This window comes from Centipeda artemidis DSM 19719 (genome assembly GCF_000426665.1).
GTDB classification, from domain to species: domain Bacteria; phylum Bacillota; class Negativicutes; order Selenomonadales; family Selenomonadaceae; genus Centipeda; species Centipeda artemidis.
Genome location: NZ_AUFU01000003.1, coordinates 164879 through 183436 on the forward strand (window position 1 = coordinate 164879; position 18558 = coordinate 183436).

Annotated in this window: 18 protein-coding genes; 3 read left to right on the forward strand and 15 right to left on the reverse strand. The window is 49.8% G+C overall.

The window, feature by feature from the left end; all coding sequences use genetic code 11:
- Nucleotides 1-31: 31 nt before the first annotated feature.
- The 14 genes from K341_RS0104415 to K341_RS0104480 form a co-directional block, all read right to left on the reverse strand.
- On the reverse strand, nucleotides 32-781 hold the full coding sequence (locus tag K341_RS0104415) for a hypothetical protein (RefSeq protein WP_009438660.1): 750 nt from the start codon (nucleotides 779-781) through the stop codon (nucleotides 32-34).
- Entirely contained in the window at nucleotides 778-1305 is a 528-nt protein-coding gene (locus K341_RS0104420; protein WP_009438781.1) for a S26 family signal peptidase, read from the reverse strand. Before K341_RS0104420 ends, K341_RS0104415 begins: the two co-directional genes overlap by 4 nt.
- Nucleotides 1295-3058: a transglycosylase SLT domain-containing protein gene (locus K341_RS0104425; RefSeq protein WP_248676868.1), complete on the reverse strand. Its 1764-nt coding sequence runs from the start codon at nucleotides 3056-3058 to the stop codon at nucleotides 1295-1297. The genes K341_RS0104420 and K341_RS0104425 overlap by 11 nt, the downstream gene beginning before the upstream one ends.
- A gap of 50 nt (nucleotides 3059-3108) precedes the next feature.
- Nucleotides 3109-4236, reverse strand: coding sequence for a type IV secretion system protein (locus tag K341_RS0104430; protein ID WP_026761991.1), 1128 nt, complete (start codon nucleotides 4234-4236; stop codon nucleotides 3109-3111).
- A 4-nt stretch (nucleotides 4237-4240) separates the two neighbouring features.
- Nucleotides 4241-5032, reverse strand: a complete 792-nt coding sequence (locus K341_RS0104435) for a putative P-type conjugative transfer protein TrbJ (protein ID WP_009438935.1) — start codon at nucleotides 5030-5032, stop codon at nucleotides 4241-4243.
- Between the two features lie 106 nt (nucleotides 5033-5138).
- Complete coding sequence (locus K341_RS0104440; RefSeq protein WP_009438820.1) at nucleotides 5139-7631, reverse strand: VirB4 family type IV secretion/conjugal transfer ATPase; 2493 nt, start codon at nucleotides 7629-7631, stop codon at nucleotides 5139-5141.
- A 14-nt stretch (nucleotides 7632-7645) separates the two neighbouring features.
- Nucleotides 7646-7912, reverse strand: a complete 267-nt coding sequence (locus K341_RS0104445; protein ID WP_009438734.1) for a VirB3 family type IV secretion system protein — start codon at nucleotides 7910-7912, stop codon at nucleotides 7646-7648.
- A 2-nt stretch (nucleotides 7913-7914) separates the two neighbouring features.
- Nucleotides 7915-8307 carry a TrbC/VirB2 family type IV secretion system protein gene (locus tag K341_RS12255; protein ID WP_009438939.1) on the reverse strand — a complete coding sequence of 131 codons (393 nt, stop codon included), beginning with the start codon at nucleotides 8305-8307 and terminating at the stop codon, nucleotides 7915-7917.
- Between the two features lie 85 nt (nucleotides 8308-8392).
- A complete protein-coding gene (locus tag K341_RS0104455) occupies nucleotides 8393-9358 on the reverse strand; it encodes an ATPase, T2SS/T4P/T4SS family (RefSeq protein WP_009438776.1) in 966 nt (321 codons plus the stop codon).
- Entirely contained in the window at nucleotides 9342-9722 is a 381-nt protein-coding gene (locus tag K341_RS0104460) for a hypothetical protein (RefSeq protein WP_009438821.1), read from the reverse strand. Before K341_RS0104460 ends, K341_RS0104455 begins: the two co-directional genes overlap by 17 nt.
- 4 nt (nucleotides 9723-9726) lie before the next feature.
- The gene (locus K341_RS0104465; RefSeq protein WP_037349422.1) at nucleotides 9727-12108 is read right to left on the reverse strand and encodes a type IV secretory system conjugative DNA transfer family protein; all 2382 of its coding nucleotides are present in this window, start codon (nucleotides 12106-12108) and stop codon (nucleotides 9727-9729) included.
- Nucleotides 12101-13381, reverse strand: a complete 1281-nt coding sequence (locus K341_RS12075; RefSeq protein WP_051217774.1) for a TraB/TrbI/VirB10 family type IV secretion system protein — start codon at nucleotides 13379-13381, stop codon at nucleotides 12101-12103. The genes K341_RS0104465 and K341_RS12075 overlap by 8 nt, the downstream gene beginning before the upstream one ends.
- Nucleotides 13381-14166, reverse strand: coding sequence for a TrbG/VirB9 family P-type conjugative transfer protein (locus tag K341_RS11600; RefSeq protein ID WP_009438794.1), 786 nt, complete (start codon nucleotides 14164-14166; stop codon nucleotides 13381-13383). Before K341_RS11600 ends, K341_RS12075 begins: the two co-directional genes overlap by 1 nt.
- 14 nt (nucleotides 14167-14180) lie before the next feature.
- Nucleotides 14181-14885: a VirB8 family type IV secretion system protein gene (locus K341_RS0104480; RefSeq protein WP_026761993.1), complete on the reverse strand. Its 705-nt coding sequence runs from the start codon at nucleotides 14883-14885 to the stop codon at nucleotides 14181-14183.
- A gap of 407 nt (nucleotides 14886-15292) precedes the next feature.
- Between K341_RS0104480 and K341_RS12080 the strand changes: the two genes are divergently transcribed.
- From K341_RS12080 to K341_RS13050, 3 genes are all read left to right on the forward strand, one after another.
- Complete coding sequence (locus K341_RS12080) at nucleotides 15293-17308, forward strand: MobA/MobL family protein (protein WP_009438910.1); 2016 nt, start codon at nucleotides 15293-15295, stop codon at nucleotides 17306-17308.
- Between the two features lie 66 nt (nucleotides 17309-17374).
- Nucleotides 17375-17599 (forward strand): hypothetical protein, encoded by a 225-nt coding sequence (locus tag K341_RS12600; RefSeq protein WP_009438637.1) that lies wholly within the window; start codon nucleotides 17375-17377, stop codon nucleotides 17597-17599.
- Nucleotides 17553-17975 carry a type II toxin-antitoxin system PemK/MazF family toxin gene (locus K341_RS13050; protein WP_081657280.1) on the forward strand — a complete coding sequence of 141 codons (423 nt, stop codon included), beginning with the start codon at nucleotides 17553-17555 and terminating at the stop codon, nucleotides 17973-17975. Before K341_RS12600 ends, K341_RS13050 begins: the two co-directional genes overlap by 47 nt.
- A gap of 319 nt (nucleotides 17976-18294) precedes the next feature.
- Here K341_RS13050 and K341_RS0104500 read toward each other — a convergent pair.
- A partial coding sequence (locus K341_RS0104500; protein ID WP_026761994.1) for a transposase occupies nucleotides 18295-18558 on the reverse strand: 264 nt, incomplete at its 5' end.

The following is an 18558-nucleotide window of genomic DNA, read 5'->3' on the forward strand; positions in this document are numbered from 1 at the left end:
CCCCAAAAAGCAGGGCATACGCCCTGCTTTTCTATTGCCCGAATTTCAAAAATCCAAACGCCTTGCTCTCGCTTTTGTTGTTGCGCTTATCAAAATCCGTTGGATGAAACGGATCGTATGGATAAACGGTCATACGCTGCGCGTCTTCACGTTGTATGTTCTCCTTGATATATGCTGTTTCTTGTTCCTTGACGGCGTTTGTATAGGCAGTGCCGATGAGCTGTGCTTCATCGATGCTGCCAATGGCTTTAAGCGCTGCAAGTTGGTTTGCCTTTTGCCGTTCGCTTAATAGGCTGTCGTCCGACGCGGATGCGATTTGAGCGGCAAGACGGCGCCGCTCTTCCTGCCGCTGTACGGTATCGGCTGCGATGTTTCGATAGGTTAAATTATCGTCCATATCCCGCTTGCGTATAAGACTCAACGGATCGCCGCCGTGTTCATAATCTGTGATTGCATCGATGTAGAGACGGTGCAGAGGATCATCCGCTTTTGGATTGAATATTGTCCGGATTTCCGGGAATTTCAGTGCACTCTTTACGGCATCTTCCATTTCACGCGGATAGAGGTCAATCCTCATCATTGCTATGATTTGATTCTTGAGTTTCTGCACTTCGTTCTTGACTGTTTCGACCATCTGTGCCGTTTCTTTTACGCTGTCAAAGAAGCGCTTTGCGTCAAATACATGGGAGCCGGGATGGATAACCGCGCCCCACGCCTGCGCCGTTGGGCTGCTGAGCGCCATGCCGGCAACGATCGCTGCAATAACGATCTTTTTTGTCATTTGAACACCTCCTTGAGTGAATTGACTACAGGATTATCATAGGACAGAAGCAGCAATACTTTCTTGTCGATCTGTGTTTGCTTGATACTGCCGAGATACCGCGAATCAAAGGAATCATCGGGATCGTTGAGCAAAAGCAGTTCTCCTTCCGGCACTATATAGGTGCCTTGCTCCTGCTGTGGCAATAGATCGCTGCGGCAGATCGGATAGCTGCGCTGCGCCGTTCTGAGCGCTGACGCGTCTATTGTGTAGGATTCCCCGGGGAATCCCTGCACGCGCTTGAGCAGTAGATAATCCTTTTTAACGTGCAGACTTTCCACGGCTTCCGGAAGCCTTACAACAACATAATCTCCGCGCGTGAGGCTTTGTATCGGCGTCGCGATATAAAGCCCCTGCGGTGCGGACGGCGATACGTTGCTGTAAAACAGTTTACCAAATGCGATGTGCAGCGCTCCGACGATGCCGAATACGCTGAGGATGCCGGCGACAAGGAGCTTTGTTTTTCTGCGTTCCTTAAAGTTCATACCGACCTCCCAGCGACTGCATAATCGCCTTTGGTATCTTTAAGGTGAGACATGCAAGTATCGCGACACCAATGCACATAAGCAAATGTGTTGCCGCCTGTTCCGCCGTGATCGATGCCTTTGCGATGTATGAGCCGGACATATTTTGATACACGAGATTGATATACTCGTTTGCCCATGCCGGAAGCGGCTTATTAGGATCAAAGCTGTATGGTCCGCCGTTGTAACCGGCAAGCGCTTTGTTCCAGTCCCCAAACATTTCATACATGTTCCGCATATAATGCGCGCTTGCATCGAGTGCCTGTGCGGGATCAAAGGGATCGATCCCCCACCCCGCCGCCGTGCCCGGCATGAACTGTGCGATTCCCTGTGCGCCGGCACTGCTGACGGCGTTCGGATTCCAGTTCGATTCGAGCTGTATCTGAGCGAGAAAAAGATTCACAGGGACGCCGTATTTCTGCGCCGCTGCCGTTGCCATAGCGACGTATTCGGGCGGTCCATGGATGCCCCCGGTACCGGTGATTGTCTGTCCCTCTAGTTCCGTTTGAAAGAGATCTTTCGGGACTTCGGCGTCTTTGATGCAGAAAAAGCAGAGTCCTATCATGATGGACATGAGCGAGAGTTTGATCGTGCTTGATACAAGCCCTCCAAGAGAGCCTTCTGCAATGAATTTTGTAAATCCGAACGAGGCAAACGGCACGGTGAACACGGCGAGCAATGCGGCGAGATAAAACTCAATGTAGGTGAGCATGACGTGACAGGCAAGGATGAAGAACACGCCGATCACGAGAAAGGACGAGATCCATATGATGGCGATGCTGCCTATGTTGTAGGTGAACTCAAATGTGCCGAATGAGGCAATTTTATTGAGCGCGGGATTCATCAGTGAGATCGCCTTTTGGAGGAGAAGCTGCGGCTGTGATATGTTCTGCTCTATGACGGACGGATCACCGATGTATGTTCCCGATATACTCGATACGATGGACAAAAAGAAGTCGTTGACGATGGTTGACCAGTTGATCAGGAGGAAATACAGGAATCCGTATTTGAAAAACTTTGCTGTGAGCTGCGGCAGGGAAAACTCCAATCCCGATGTCATGATCGGCAGCGTAAGGTCAATAATGCATAGGACGAAAAGGAGCGCAAGCCCTGCTTGCTGCAATCCTTTGTAAGCGCCGCCAATGGCATTCACGAATACCTGCATGACGTCGTTGATTCCCTCGCCGAGCTTTTGCATCGATTCTATGCCCCAAGGGATATCCACATGATCGGCGCCGCCTGCACCTACGATATTGCCGGACAGATCAACGCCAAGCGCCAATAGATACGGGACGGGATCAATCTGAGAGCCGTTCACGCCATGCACGCGATGCTCCACATGGCAGTGCGGTCCGCTCGAATAGCCGAGCGGACCGTCATAGGCGTCGCCGCCGGTATATCCGATGATCGTTCCTTCCTGCACGTTTCCGGTCGCACAGTGCAGCGTCTCTTCGGCACAATCCCCAAAGAGAAGCGTTCCTCCCTCCGGTGTGCGAATCTCCACCCAATAGATATATCCGCTGCCGGCACCGTGCTCGACAAAACCGTTAAATGGTGCATGTATCGGTGTCCTAGAGTTTGTGCCGATGTCTATGCCTTTGTGGTACTTGCTTGCTCCGCCGCCGGTGTCACGCGGTCCAAAAGGGGATGTAACCGCACCGCCCGGAAAGGGCGGCATTGCCGCCGCAAGGGAGGTCGGCATCAGGAGTGCCATTACGATAAGGAGTATGCTGCATATTCTCTCTCTCATAGGCTATCTCATCTTTAATTCCGATTCCCTTGTGGCGTTCTAAAGACTTCACCGGATGCTATATTTTTTGCATCTTCTGCGGCATTCATTGATCTCGTCGCCCCCTTGATGAGAGCTTGCCCTATCTTGCTGTTTGCAAAGGATTGACGTGCGGCAGATGATACGAACTCTCGTGCAAAGCTTTTCCCGCTCGTTGCAGATGCGGCTTTCGCCATGTGCGCCGTCGCACCGATTGCTCCGGCTGCTGCGGCAACGGATGCCCCCGCCGTCATGGGTGCCGAAGCGACACTTGCTGCCATTGCCGCACCTGCTTTTAGCCCCCCGAGGGCTTGTCCCCCCTCAAGAGAGGGCTGTCCATTCATAAATCCCGCCGCGAGATTTGGGAGCTGCCACATAAGAAACGCCATAGTTGCGTAGGAAAGCGCATAGCGCAACGTATCTCCAAAGGACGGTTCATCCTCCGGTGTCCACCCGGGAATACCGCCACCGGCACTTTCAAGAAGAGTATTAAACAACCCAAGAATAAAGATCATGACCATGAGTTTTACGCCATAGGAAAACACAGCGGATATGACCCGCTGAAAGAGGAACTGTGTATATTTGAGCGATCCGAACGGCAGAAGAATGACCGCCAAGGTTGCAAAAACGTTGAACTCGATCTTTGTGATAAGAATTTGAAATGCCATAAAGAAGAACGCTGCCAATGTAACTATAATATATAGTAGATACATCAATAGTCCCGGTCCTAAAAGACTGAGCTTATGATCCATCATATACGATAATATTGCACTGCAAGCATCAAATCCTTTATCCATAATCTCTGATGGGGTTATTGGAGCCGTGTCTATCGTTCCTCCGGAAGCGATAATCCCTGCATATTGAAAGGATACTAGTATTGCCTGATTGATCTTGTCCATGTTCAATATAAAGAACATGAAGAACCCGATTTTCATGACCTTCGCCGTGATCTCAGCAAGGCTTAGTTTTCCACTATACAGCGTCCACGTAATACATATGTCGATTACGGCAAAAACCATAACCAACTCCATGGCATGAGGAGCGAGTGCCTTATATCCTGTCATGCAGTGATCTTCAAAAAATACTAAAAGGTCATTGAGAAACGTTGTATTTCCAAATTCCATATCGTCACCAATTCATACCTAATCCATTGCGTTTGAATGGATCAGACTCTCTTATTGTTGGGCGGTTTATATTGGCTGCCTCCCGATGCATTCTCTCTATCGTTTGCGTGGTTGCCTTTGCCATTGCTTCGCCTAGCGCGCGCTCATTTTGCTCTTTGACGATTTTCCGCTGCGCTTCCATGATTTGATTTTGTGATGAGATCGCCTGTATTGTAAGTTTGATGCTATCAATATTTGCCTGTTCGAGGGCAATTTCATTGGCGATCTGCGCCGCTTGCTTTGCTCCTTCAGGGCTGCGGTTGAGATCGATCAGTTCTTGCAGACGCTTTTGTGCGTCCTGCAAATCTTTCATGAGATTATGGTATGCTGCGATGTCCTTTTTGTTCTGCAAGGATTGCAGCGCCTGCATGGTTACTTCAACGTTGCGTTCACTCATTGAGGTATGAGAGAGTCCGCTGTCGGCATTGATCACAGGGAATTTTTCATCCCATACTTTTTGCCACATACCTTCTTCTGAGAGAATGCCGGTCGGCTGTGCGTGCTCTTTTGCCTTTTGAATGCTTGCGAGAAATTCCGCTTTATATTTTTCAAGCAGTTTTCCCGGTAGGCTTTTGAGTTCTTGCAGTTGCAGGGCGATCTGCTGTGCGGTGTTTGTGACCACCTTGATGCTCTCAAGGTAGGTTTTGAGCTGTTGCTGTATGTTTTGCGTATCGATGACGGGGATCGCGGCGGATGCCGGGAGCGGGGCAGCGGCGATGCTGCCCGCAATGAGAAGTGCTGCTGCTATTTTTTTCATGGTTCCCTCTCCTCTCAAGGTGTCCATAATGGACACCGAAACGCAAGGATATTTATGAATATTATTGAACTTTCTTCAGGTGTTCATAATGGACACCTTTTTATGGTCACGCGATATAGTTGCGCCTATAGTCTTCCCATTCATCTACTGCATTCTTATAGGCAAGCCACTTCTCGATGAAGCGATCTCGATCACCGGCGTTGAGGATGTCATTGATCGCCTGTTGGTCGGTTTTGGAAGTCGCCGTAACGAACGGGATTTCAATGGGACGCAAGGCAAGGCGAAAAATGCGGTTGCCTTTTTCACTCGAATAGTAATAGTCCTGCTTCGGCGTCATATTGGCGATGAGTTCTACCTGCCGCTCGTTGCAGTTAAACAACTTATACAGCTCTTTGCTCTGCACTGTTGCCGCTTGTTTGTTTGGCAGATAGATTCTGTTCGGACAATTCTCCATGACGACATGCAGGAGTTCCGGCTTATTTGCAAGGTCGGATAGGTTCTGCGTGGCGAAAATGATTGAGGTATTCTTTTTTCTCATGTCCTTGAAGTATTCTCTGAGCTTTTCTTTGAATATGGGATTGTCAAAGAAGAGCCAGCATTCGTCAAGAACGATAATAGAAGGTCCTTTTGCATGCTTTAGTTTGCCCTCGATGCGATGAAAGAGATAGTCGAGGGTTGCGGGGACGATAGCAGGTGTCGCCATAAGTGTTTCCATTTCATAGACTTGCCAACGCCCCGTGCCGGATACGTCTTTGTTATTGTCAAACAGTTTGCCATAACTTCCCTCCTGCGTGAGAGATTTGAGGGCTTGCCGGATCTCTTTATCCTGCACTAGCTCGCAAAAGGTCGAGATGGTACGCTGCGATACGGGAAACTCTTTGAGTGAGACAAGGGCTTTCCATACAAAATTGTCCTTTGCAGGGGTGATTGTGACGTTGCGCTGCTGCAAATAGGCGATGATCCATTCTTTCGCCCATTTGATTTCGTCCTCATTATGAATTTCTGCCAACGGTTGAAAGGATAGTTCTCCTTCTCCTTCGCTTGCGATATTGTAGAAATTCCCTTCGACGGCAAGTGTCAAGGCACGGCTTGACATTGCTTTGTCAAATACAAAGACGTTGGCGTCTCTGTATTTGAGAAAGTGCGCCTCAATCGTGTTGAGCAGCACGGATTTCCCCGACCCTGACGGTCCGCATATCATCGTATGCCCTACGTCACCCACATGGAGCGACAAACGGAACGGCGTATATCCTGCCGTATCGGTATAGAGCAGTACAGGCCCCTTGAGGAAGTCATTCTTTTTGTCTCCGGGCCACGTCGCCGTGACCGGGGCCATATGACAAAAATTTAGGCTGCTGACAATCGGACGCCGTATATTGGCGCGATAACAGCCCGGGATCGATCCCCACCATGCTTCCATCGCGTTATCCGTCTCGATGTAACCGGTATATCCAAGAGAGTTGATTCCCTCAAGGACACGGTTGGCTTTCTCGCTGCATCGCTGCGCGTCACGGTCAAGTACCATCATGGTCATGGTATAGTAACCGTAGCTTACATAGTCTTGACCGAGTTCTTGCAGCGCCGCACCGGCATCGTCACGGTTGTATGCTGCCGTTTCATCAAGGTCATGCGCGGCGGCTTCTTCGCTTGTCTGCTGTATTTTCTGTTTGTTGATCGCCTCGAGGACTTGCGTCCAAAAGCCCTTTATTTGTTGATTCCAGCGTTTACGATACCCCCTCAGCTCTTCTTCCGCATCCGGCTTACTCATGCAAATGAATCGAGATACCCAGCGATATTCGAGATCCATACGGTCAAATACGTCAAATACGCCCGGTTCAGACATGGGCGGGAAGTTGAGGATCGTGACGATCTTCATATGCTTTTCGCCGATCCGCATTTCACGACCGCCGAGGATGTCGGCGTCACAGATGTAGTCCGTGACATAATAAGACGGGTTTATTTTCACCGGATGATATTTATCCGAGACGGTCGAATGAAGATAAGTGATTGTCTCTTCTGCCCCGAGCGGTTTGATATCCGGAAGCCAAGCTCTCAGCATATCGCCAATGAGGTTGGCGTTGCTAATGAATTTTTCGACGCATTCCACGTACAGGCGCATCTCCGCGCCCTTTCCTTTGTTCTTCGCGTCCGCGATGAACGCGTCTGTGATACGCGATTTGATAAGCTGTGGCGGCTCCGCGAACACAGTGAAATAGTAGCGCGTCTCAAAGTGTTTCTGTCCCGCATAATACTCTTTGCGGTCATTTTCCATCTTTTGGATGATAGGGATGTCAATCTCAGATTGGTCATAATCCCTTGACCGGCTGCGCTGTGATTCGAAGTATAGAACATAACCGGTCGGCAAATTCTTGATCACGTTGTTGAGCGCGGCGTTGTACTGTATGAGATCCAGCGGTGTAGCACTCTCCATATCGGGACCACGAAATTCATACACGGCAAGCATGGAATGATCCTTGCCATGTACGATCCCGGTGTCTTGATCAATATATGCCCACGGCAGCAGGTATTGCAGCCGTGGTTTTTCCTGAAAGACGCCGATCTCTTGTGAGAACGGCTTGCTTTTCTTTTGAAAAAGCATTCGTTTCCCCTCTCCTATCGGTAGTAAAAAACTTTGTGCAGCCGCGACTGCCAAAAGACTTCGTGGAACTGCGCGTCCTGCTGCCCTAACATGTGAAAGATATAATGTGCGATCCCGGCGATGATCATCACGCTGAACGTCTTAAAGATGACGCCGCCGAGAATCGCTAAAAATATTTCCGCGATAAACAGATTGCGCGGGACGCCCATCCAATACAAAGGTGCGACAAGCGACCGATGAATTGGAATTTCATATCCTTCCGGCATTTTCTCTACGTCCATAATTACCTCGTCCCCAGCGCCATAATCGTAAGACCGCCGGCTGAATCATAAATAGCATTGACAAATCCCGGTGCAAATAGGCAAATGGAAATGGCAAAGACGATAACGATAAATTTCTGCGTGCCTGCGCCGCCATGACCACCAATGAGGGCAATCGCCGCACCGACAATCCCCATAGCACCAAGAGCCATAGGGATTGGTCCTGTAAGCTGATCTACCAATGCATTAAAAAATTTCATCCACGGAAAATCGATAGAAACGCTCCCTTTTTGTCCTGAGTGCTTCAAGGACGAAGAGACAGACTGTGCAAATACAGGGTGCATCATCACTTGTACCTGCATAAAGACGGCAGCAACCATAATATACTTCATGATGGACTTGCATATTGTTTTCATTGTGGTAGTTCCTCCCTTAATTTGCCCGGGTGTCCGGTATGGACCCTTCCCTTATTTCTGAAAGGTGTCCATTATGGACACCTTGTCAAACATGGTTGATGCTATACCGATGCGCTGCGGAATCGTAGGATGCGACCTCGATGATGTCGCTGACGATACGTGTTTTTCTGCCGTCCGGCAGTTCAACATGCTGAATCGCAACAACAACATCGATGGCTTCACCGATGAGTTCTTTGACCTCCCCGGCAGCGTCCGGATCCTCCTGCGCGAGGGATAGGATACGGGTGAGTCCTTCTTCCGTGCCGTCGGCATGTACGGTGCAGGCTCCGCCCGGGTGTCCGGTATTCCATGCCTTAAGCATGGTATATGCGGCGCCGTCCCGAACCTCACCGACGACTATGCGATCGGGGGATCGGCGCATACAGTCTGCAAGGAGACGGGTCATGTTATAGCGCACTTTGCTTTCGCCCGTATCCTGCATCGTAAACATCGGTGAATAGTCGTCTGCGGGGCATTGCAGTTCCGGCAGATCCTCAAGAGAGATCAGGCGATGGAACGGCGAGATCTCTGCAATCGCTGCGAGAATGGCGTTCAGGAAGGTGGTCTTCCCGGTACCTGTTCCTCCTGCAATCAAGATGTTTTTACGTTCTTTGATGCTCTCTTCTAGGTAGGTTTTATATTTCTCCGTCATGAAGCCTGTGTTTACATAGTCTTGCAGGGAGAATATCTTCACTGCCTTTTTTCGGATATTGAACTGCGGATGCCGAACGATCGGCGGCAACTCTCCTTGAAAACGTGCGCCATAACCTTGTATCTCAACGGAAATAGACGGAATTTCCTCATTCACGACTTTTCCCGCTTGACCGGCGGCGAGTTCGATGATTGCCTGTGCCTTGACCGGCGGCAGATAGATGTCTGTCTTGACCTTGCCCTCGTCGTGAGAGATGTAACGAATCATGCCGTCGTCATTGATGTAGATCTCCGTGATGTCGTCCCGTTGCATAAGCACGACGATCTCCGTACCGATCATGACGTCAAAGTTGGTGTTCATCGGTTTCCTCTACGATGGGTTCTTCGCCGTCCGATACCTGTGCCTCCGGCTCTTCCGCTGACGGCTCGACAAGATCTTCAAAACCGGCGTCCGGATGTGCTTCCGAAAAGCGTGCATATGCGGCGATGTAATTATCTATCGCCGTTTGATCCCCCTCGTCGATATGCTCTTTCGCATGGAGGAGCGCACCTATGAGGATTGCCATATTCTCGACGGGGAATCCTGTCTGCTTGATGATGCGCCCAATGTCTATGGTACGCTGTGCCTCCATGCCGCGCTTCATCCGCTTCATTTCGGCTTGCAGGGCTTCCTGCCGCTTTCTGAGGGTTGCAAATTTTTTCTGCATTTGCTTTAATGTTGCCATCTCATCACTCCTTTTGAGGTTGTTGTTTCTTTTTCGGCTCACGCCACTGCGGGCGAAATCTCGGCGGTCTTTTTGCTGCGGCTTTTTCCGCTGCGCTGCGTGCAATAAGCGCGTCCCGCTCCGGATATGGATGTGATCTCAATAGATCGCTTGCAACCGGTGCGTCATAGAGACGGCTGAGATAGTACCCGCTCTCGTAATACTTCACCTTATCAGTGAGGATCGGCGGGCTGCCGCTGGCGACAATGATCTCCTTATCGCCAAGGCGTTTGATCTCATCGGCTGTCATAAGTGCGCGCCCGGTCTGTGACTTTGAATAGCTCCTTCTCGTAAAGATACCGCTGTCTGAAACACTCTCAACGGTGATCGTCTTATTGCCAAGCAGGGATTCGGCATATTTTGCGGTGTCGTTGTCATTTGGTGCGTAGAAGATCTGCAAATGGCAGTTCATAAGGATCTGATTGTCTTTGCCGTAGATGTCGTTAATCTGCGGCAAGCCTTGATTGATGAGAAATACTTTCATCCCGTACCCGGCGATATAGGAAAGCGTCGCGGCAAAGGATTTGAGATTGCCAAGTGATGAGAACTCATCCATCAAGAAGAGACATTTGTGTTTATAGAGAGCCTTTGCCTTGCCGCCCTCATAGGTTCCGATCTTCTTTGCATGATGCTTGACCATCATTTCAAAGAATAAGCGGAAGATCGGGGCAAGACGCAAGAGGTCGGACGGCGGTGTGACAAGATAAAGGGATACCGGCTTCCGGTAATTCATGAGGTCGTCCACACAGAAGTCGCTGACAGAGGTGTTCTTTGCAAGCGTCGGGTCGAGGTATTCCTTGAGTGCGGTGTTCGCCGTAGATATGATGCTGCCGCATTCATTGTCCGGCTTTGCCGCGATCTCACGGAAATTTTGACAGATGATCGGGTGGATATGCGGCTGTTCATCAAGTGTGGATGCCATGGGATAGAGATTCCTCATATCCTCCTTGGTAAACGATCGCTCCGTATAGCTGCTTGTACGGGGATCCCATTCTTGGATCACGATGCCACCCTGCGGCACATGCTCAAATTCCATCATATTCTCAAGCGAATCGACAAAGCCCTTTACCTCGAGTTTCTGTACCTTTTCCGCGCCCTCAACCTCTTCGTCATAGGCGTTTCCTTCGCTGTCTACCCATTCATAGACGGGATTCCCCTCTTCATCGAGAACACCGACCGTATTGGATTTCATGAAGGCTGCCACATCATAGAGCGTCGGCGGATGCGGATAATGCTCCGGGTCGGCAAAGTGCGCGTATTTGAGATGCAGGATGACCGTTGTGATGACAACGGCGGCATTACTGCCCCAATGGTCGAGCTTTCCTTTCCCCTCATAGTCCGCAAGTGTATAGGCAAGGTTTTGTGCGGCGGAAACCTCTTCCGGTGTGCCGATCGGGATCTCGTCCAGCGGATTCCAGCGCGCCGTACTGCCGTCCGTCGCGGTCGGTTCGAGCTTAATTGTGACATGCCCCATACGCTTCCTATATCCCGCCGTGACGCCCCAGTTCTCAGATTTAATGTCATTGACAATGGCGCTTTCCTTCCATTCGCCTAGGAGCGTCGGAATGATAAGTCCGACGCCCTTGCCGCTGCGCGTCGGGGCGATGACAGCGAGGTGCTTGTTGGAATTGTCTCTGAGATAGAAATGAGAAATTCCTGCGTGAAGTTTTACAAGCCTCTCATAGAGCTTCACAAAGGGATAGACACTGATAGGATCGTTTGCCGGATCGTACTTCACCGCCGTTTTTTCAATCTGTTTTTGCAGATCTGCACGCTGTTTTTCAAGCCGTGCTCGTATTGTCGGCGGTATGTTTTTGTCCAGCGTTTCCGTGATCCGCACGATTTGCTGCGTAAGTTCGTCTCGTCGGCGCTCTTTTTCCCGTTCAAACGCCATTTCCGCATAGGCGACTTTTTCCTTTTGCAGTGTATCCACGCCGCGCATGAGGGCTGTCAACGCACGCGCAAGTAAACTGTCCCGTTGTCCTACGACAACGCCCCCGGCGCTGATGAGTTCCATCTTTGCAAGATCAGCATATTCGCCCCAGTGCGCCGATCCATGGGAATCGTCTTTCTTCTTCGGCAGCGTAAGCGCGATGAGTACAAGCCCGATGAGAAATGCCGCAAGGATGTATAGGTTCGTCTCCTTAAAGGCGAGCGGTATTTCTGCCCGGAACTCTATATACCATGTGAGATATTTCCACGGCATATAGTAAGGCTGCCCGTTCATCATGAACGGCTGCCCAAGGCGCGGATTGTACTCGAGCATTGCGGCGAGTTTTTGTGTCGCAAACCACATGCCGGTGACGATCGCCATGAGGAAAACATAGACACGCAAGAAGTTATTCATCGCTGTATGCACCAATCGACAAGTCTTGATTGATAAATACGCTGAACTGATAGCCCGGCGATATGTCTATTGTTGCCTCTGCATTGATGTCTTTTGAGATGAGCTGCTGCATCGTCTGCAAGATAGAGGCGACCGCTCCCGATACGGCTTCCTGCCCCGGGCTGCGTTCGTCTTTGCCCGATGTGTTCCCCGTGAGACTTTGCAGTCCGGCACCGAGCAGCGCGGACATGAATCCCGCACGATAAATCGACCCGCGATGATCGTCATATTTATCGCTAAGTCCGGGATACCCTACGCCGTCAATCGCCTGCTGATCGGGGAGTTCAAGGGAGGCACCCGAGGGAAGGATGATCCGCTGAAATATGACGCCGATCCTTTTTCCTCCCGCCTCCGCCGTTTTGCCGATGAGTCTGCTGCCCTGCGGAATAAGCAGGAAGCGTCCTGTAAGGCTGTCATAGATGTTCTGTCGTACTTGCGCTACAACGTCTCCGTTCGGCACGTTACTTGTAACACCTGTGAGAAGGGTCGCCTGTATGACCGATCCTGCACTAAGGATATGCCCGCCGAGCGCATCCTGTACTTGCGGTGCATAGCTGATATTTCTAGCTGCGGTATTTGCTCCCGGTGCGGGCGCATTGCCGAGCGGCTGCGTCTGCGGCGGTGCATTGTCTGCCATAGCTTTTGCGATCTGAAACGCAAGCGCGCTGCCGTCGATAAGGGCGCGTCGTTTTGCCGCTTCTTCCGCCGCTTTTTCGGCGCGTTCATATGCTGCGCTATCACCGTTTGCCCCCGTTTGTGTACCGCCACTGCTGCCGCCGGGCGGTGTCGTCGGCACATAGACCGGCGCCGCTACATTTGGGTTCATATTGGGATTCATGTTTTGGTTCGGATCGACATCTCGCACATCCGTCCCGTGCGTGTGCGAATGGTCATGATCCTTTTGCCCAATTTCGGTATATCTTGCCGGGAACGCGTCTGCCGGTGTCCGTGCTGAGGTACCGACACTTGACGTTCCCTGCTGCGTATCCTGCTGCTCCGGTGGGTCGCCACTAAATAGAGCGTTGCTTGCTACTGCCATGACACCCGCAAGAGCGACTGCACCTGCGCCCGCAAGGATGAGCGGCTTCTTAACGGTTTTTGCCTCGTCTGCGGGGTCGTAATCGTCATAAGATACCCCGCCCGACTCATAGCCTTCATCCTGCTCTAGCTGTGTATCATCAATAGGATCGGCATATTTTTTCGGAAATAGTTTCTTTTTGATTGTATCTAGCATTACTGCACCGCCTCTTTTGGGAATATATCAACGTATTCGCTCGCGGAATACTTGAGCCGTGCGTGGTCAAACACGCGATCGGCAATGATGTACCCGTGCCGAATCCGATAGTTTATCAGTGTGAGTTTCTTTTTGCCCTCAACGCGGTACAGCACGGGAAGATCGTATTTGTTATTTTCACCGAGACGAATATACGTCCGTACGCCGTCGTCGAAAACTTCGAGCGGATACAGCGCTTCGTTCACACGTTTGCTGCCCTTAAACCGATAATCTCTGTTCAGTGTCTTATAGACAAGCTGTCCGTCAACGGTATCCGCAAAGATCTCGTTATGTGCCGCTTCGGCAGGAGTAATCTCTTTTGGCTTATACACGTCTTCCGGATAGCTCCATCGGATGATCGGCGTATATTGATTTTGCTCCGTGACGGACAAATGATAGACTCGGCTGTTTGTGTATATGAGGAAGTTTGTTTTTATCCCGTCCTCCGTCGGCTTGATAAAAACATGCGGCGTCGTTCCAATCGTCGCTGTTTCGACCATCCAACGCGCGGTATCTCCGGCAACTACGCCGCTGACCGTCTCGCCGGATTTTAGTGTAACGTCCACAACATAACCTTTTCGTGCGAATACTTCATATACGCCGTCATAGTTATAGATGTATTCAAGGCGCGATTCTGCCTGCCATGCTTCATTCGTTGTATGCATAGCGGAAACAACAACAGGCGCCCCGGCACAGCTAAAAAACGTCATGAAGAGTGCCGCCGAAAGTATGCGCTTTACGTTCATCAGTGTGCCTCCGTTCATCGCCGTTCTTCCATCTCTTTGGTAATGCTGAGATCTTTAATCTTCAGTCCCAGCGGATTGATTAGCAGCTCTTCTTCCTTCGTCGGCGGATCAAGCATAACGGATAACAGTGCAGTATACGACGACTTTACGCCGCTTGCATTACCGCTGATGGAATATTCGTCCTCCGTCCAACGCACTTGGTATACGGCGGCAGATCCCGGTTGCATTTGGATTGATTTGATCGTCGGCTGTATGGTCACGTGTCCGAACTTCGCCGCTGGATCGTCATGCTGCAAAATTGCGTTGAATTTTTCCGCTGCTTCTTTTGTGAGATAGTGCTGCGCGTGTACCCAATTTTCCCGATACTGGACAGGGTCAAGCGGAATCGTCCGTGTGTCCTTGATAAACTGCACAAGAAACGCTCTAATCTCCGCTTCCTGCGGTTCATAGTTCGTCGCCTTGAGTTCCCCGCCGGCTTCAATTTGTCCGGTCGCATTATCCACACGCACAACGTACGTCTTATAGCTTGCTGTCGTTATTACAAACAGAGTGACGAGGACACAAATTGCAAGCAGTACGAGATAGAGCAGGTTCCGCTTCTTTGCGACGTCCTTATCTAGCGCAAGGTTATATAAGTCCGTTTGAAAACGTTTTGCCGCATCCCGGTCAAACACATCGGTTGCCTTCCCCTTCGGCATGAATCTTTCCTGTTGTTCCATTTACATAATCACCTCCTTTTAGATTTTAGCATAATCAAGGTTTTATGTAAATATATTTACCCGTAATTAGATATATTATTTTCCTATATCCATTATATTCTCTTTTGTTATAAATGTTTTTTTACAAAAAATATAAACGGTTATATTGCCATTTTTCAGGTAATATGATACTATCAAGGAAACCAAAAACAGGAATGCGCATCTACAGAAATCTCTACGAGATTTCCATGCGCCAACCTCCGGTTGGATCGGACGCCTACGGCGTACACGGCTCCGCCGTGTTTCATCCGATATATGGCGTACATTCGCCGCCACATATACCGGATGAAAACACACTTACCGAACGGCAAGTGTGTAAGATCGGCGCTCCCGCCGATGAGGAACACCGCAATTAAGGGATACAGGAAATGTCAATCTACTATTTCGATAATGCCCCGCATGGCAAACGCGCCGACGGAAGTAAACTGAACACAAAACTGCATTATGATTACATCGCCCGTGAGGGAAAATACGAGAAAGAGAAGTCCGGACGCGAGGATCTTGTCCACCTATCCTCCGGGAATCTCCCGGAATGGGCAGAAACCGGCGCGGACTTTTGGCAGGAGGCTGAAAATCACCGGCGCAAAAACGGTCGTTCTTACAGAGAATTTAAGATCGGACTGCAAGAAGAGCTAACACTTGAGGAAAACAAAGAACTTATCGAGCGTTTTCTAAAACAAACAGGGATTGCCGATCGGCACGTCTATTCCTATGCGATCCACGATAAAGCGGCGGCATTTGACACTTCGCATAGAAACATTCATTGTCATTTGATGTTCAGTGAAAAGGTATTTGAGAAAGATCGTCCACTGCCGCCTGAGAAATTCTTCAAGAATTATGCGGAAAACGAGCACGGTGAACCTACACAAGGCTATCTCACAGATCCTTACTGGGCAAAGAAAGAGACGACACTTGAACTGCGCGAAAAATGGGCGGCATTGGTCAATGAAAAGTTTGCGGAAAAAGGGCTTGATTGCCGTATCGACCACCGCACGCTTGACGTCCAGCGCGAAGATCTCATCGCACAAGGAAAGCTAGAGGAAGCACAACTCCTCGACCGCACGCCCGCACCGCATCTCGGCAAGGCGTACAAGAATCCAAAAACGATGGAAAAGATTATGATGGCGATTGAGAAAGAGGATCGCATATCGGATGCTCCAAACGCGGATGATTCGGGGGATGTTTCGGATCGAAGCAAAGAGACCGAAGAAGAGTTAAAAATAGCGATTTTTGCCAACGATGTTATGCTGCGTAAAATCGCGCGCGAGATACAAAGCGAACGCGCACGTCTCCAAAACGAATACAAGGAAGAACGCGATGCACAGGAAGCGGCAAATATCCTCGATGAACCGTACGCGGTCACGGTTGAGGATATTGCCAATTACTGTGCAAAAAAAGAAGCGGTATACCGGAAGCTCGCGGATCGAGAGCTTGCACGGTATAACCGCCTCAGGAAAGCAGCGGATGAAGGGCAGATACGTGCCGCTGCGATTGACCGAATATTTAACGGCACTTATCGGAAAGCCATGCGTGATTATGCCGCTGCGACAAAAGCGCTTGAGACCGCCAATAAAAAGGTACGTGCCGCACAGGAAAGAAAGGATCATGCGGCGGCTCTTGCTACGATGCGTGATGTCAATCAATTAAATATGCAGCGCGGTGTGCTTGGCAAGCAGATCGCGGCATTTAAGAAGGAGATGCAGACACCGGAATTTGCTCAAAAGCTGGAGGCACATATCCAAAAAATCAAAGACACACTGCCGCCTGAGAACGTCATTGCACAGCTACACAGGAAACATACTGCCGCACACAAAGAAGCGGAACGCTATGCCGCGATGCGAGAAGCGCTTGCCCCAATCGAACGCGACAGGGTTCTCTTTGCAGACAAGCTGCCAAAAGCCCTGACAAGACATTCTCGTATTGATGGAGAAACACCGGTCGGAAAACTGCCGATGAAAGCATTTGACGGTGACACCTATGCGATCCTCTCCCGGATGCCGAAAGAGGGGCGCATTGTGACGCTGGAAGCAGTCAAAATAGGCGATGACATCCGGCGCGGTAGCGTGCAGAAACATCTTGTCATGTATGACAGAGACAAAAAGCGCATTATTTCATCAACACCGGCATATGACACCGCCGGAAAACCGGAACGCGTACGTCTCTATCGCACAAAAAACAGACGTAACACGGGGAGTTCAAAGCAGACAAACGACGCGCATAAACAGCGGGCAAAAAATATCAATGAAAAAGTATCTGCACTTGCAAAGAAAATGCTCCATGAACGCGAAAAGAACGGCAAGATTGTCCTGCGTTGGAATGAGGAGGAACTAAAGGATAAAGCGATCCGTGCGGAGGAGAGAATGTATCAAGACTGGGGACGCTAATGTTGATTTTTTAATTGCGCTCCGCTATACTATTCTTGAGTGAATCAGAGCAAGGAGGAGAACATCATGCAAGATGCGGTGTACGAAAACTTTATGAAAGAACACGGTGCCAGTCTCTTTGAGTTGGCCAAAAGAAACACAAAACACAACAAAAATGGAGATGCCGTCATTTCTCGAGACGATGAGTGGTGTAATCCGGAGGAAGATTGCTGGGATAAATTATATGAGGAGCTAGAAAAGAAAGATGCCATTGCCACGCGAAGTGTGGATCGCAAAGTTTCCATTCGATGACGATCCGGCGCAATCAAAAAATCGTCCCATAATTATCTATGCAGTCGACAACACAAATTTCATTGTCGTAGGAATTAAAGTGACTTCCCACGCATGCCGGTTATCGGATAGCTTTGATATTGATCTACTTGACTGGAAAGCTGCAAATCTGCAACGTCCATCAGTCGCTCGTGTTTCAAAACTCACTGATCTATCGGCACATAATTGCCTTAAAAAGATCGGTGTGCTAAGCGAACGTGACTGGAATGCCGTTTCCCAAACCGTAAGCCGCTTTTACCAATCACAGTGCAAAGAAAACACTCCGACGATCCCACATAAAAGAAAAATCACAATGCAAAAGAACTCCACTCGAGAGGATCGAGGGAATAGCCGTTAAACAAGGTGCCCATAATGGACACCTTCGTTTGACAGGTTTTCGTGAATGTCGTATAATGTTCATAGAAAGAGGCACTACCGGCAGACGGTCAGCCCCGATCACCGTTAGAGTAGAACCCCGCCTAGCGTCGGAAGCTGGAGGCGGGGCTTCTTATTTCTTTATCGCCACAATCGAGATTGTAACAAGGAAAACCAACGACAAAAAATCGTATAGCTCCATAAAGACTGCCCCTTTCTAGGGGCAAGATTGACCGCCTACCGCTGTGGTAGCACCTCAAAAGCGATTATACCGGGTATGTCAAGTAAAGTGTGTAAGTTTCTTATAGAGCGGAATATTTTCGGATCATCTGTCCGACCCGCTCATCAATACAGAGTTGATTCATCACAATCGCCCAGTTCTGAATGGAGTGTCCCTTCCATTTCTTGTACAGCTCCTTGATCCGTAAGTAAAACACCTTGAACACAGCCGTCTCGCTTTGAAATGCCCCCTGTTTCGTTACTTTGCGAAAACTTGCATTGACGCTCTCTATCGCATTTGTTGTGTACATGACACGACGGACATCACTGCCATATTGGTAAAGTTG